Source organism: Oleiphilus sp. HI0125, assembly GCF_001635355.1.
The window spans coordinates 1-1,026 of the sequence record NZ_LWGF01000305.1; the positions used below are offsets into that span (position 1 = coordinate 1).

The following is a 1,026-nucleotide window of genomic DNA, read 5'->3' on the forward strand; positions in this document are numbered from 1 at the left end:
GCGCAGAACCACCAGCACCTGTTTCAAACAACCCCCCACCAGCCATCAATGGCACGATAGAGAGCATTTTTGCACTTGTACCTAATTCAAGAATTGGGAACAAATCCGTTAGATAATCACGTAATACGTTACCAGTCACTGAGATCGTGTCTTTACCGCGAATCAGACGTTCCATGGTTAAGCGAATCGCTTGGTCCGGCGAAAGGATACGGATGTCGAGACCTTCAGTATCATGTTCCTTCAGGTACATTTCGACTTTAGAGATCATCGATGCATCATGTGGACGCTCTGGGTCTAACCAGAATACTGCAGGCATACCGCTAGCACGTGCACGAGTAACGGCTAATTTCACCCAATCTTGGATTGGAAGATCTTTTGTCTGGCACATACGCCAAATATCACCCTTCTCAACATCGTGAGAAAGCAAGACATTGCCCGCATCATCAATAACACGAATAGTTCCATCTGCTTCAAGCTCAAATGTCTTATCGTGCGAACCATATTCTTCTGCTTTTTGAGCCATCAAACCAACGTTTGGAACCGTGCCCATAGTCACTGGATCAAAGTTATCGTGATGCTTACAGAAGTTGATAATTTCTTGGTAAATAGTCGCGTAGGTACTCTCTGGAATAACCGCTTTGGTATCTTTTAACTTACCATCGGTGCCCCACATCTTACCGCCGATACGGATCATTGCAGGCATAGAAGCATCAACGATCACGTCGCTAGGAACGTGTAAGTTTGAAATACCCTTGTCTGAATCAACCATAGCGAGTTCAGGACGATCTTCGTAACACTTACGAATATCTTCTTCAATTTCAGAACGCTGCGAATATGGAAGAGACTGAATTTTCTGGTGAACATTGCTTAAACCATTGTTCGCGTTCACACCGAGCTTTTCAAAGGTTTCTGCGTGCTTTTCAAAGACTTCTTTAAAATATACTTTTACAGCATGGCCAAAGACGATCGGGTGAGAGACTTTCATCATGGTCGCTTTTACGTGCAACGAGAACAAAATGTTAGCGC

Annotated in this window: 1 protein-coding gene; it reads right to left on the reverse strand. The window is 44.2% G+C overall.

The features are described 5' to 3' along the window. A partial coding sequence (locus A3762_RS04165; RefSeq protein WP_197469013.1) for an NADP-dependent isocitrate dehydrogenase occupies positions 1-1,026 on the reverse strand: 1,026 nt, incomplete at both ends.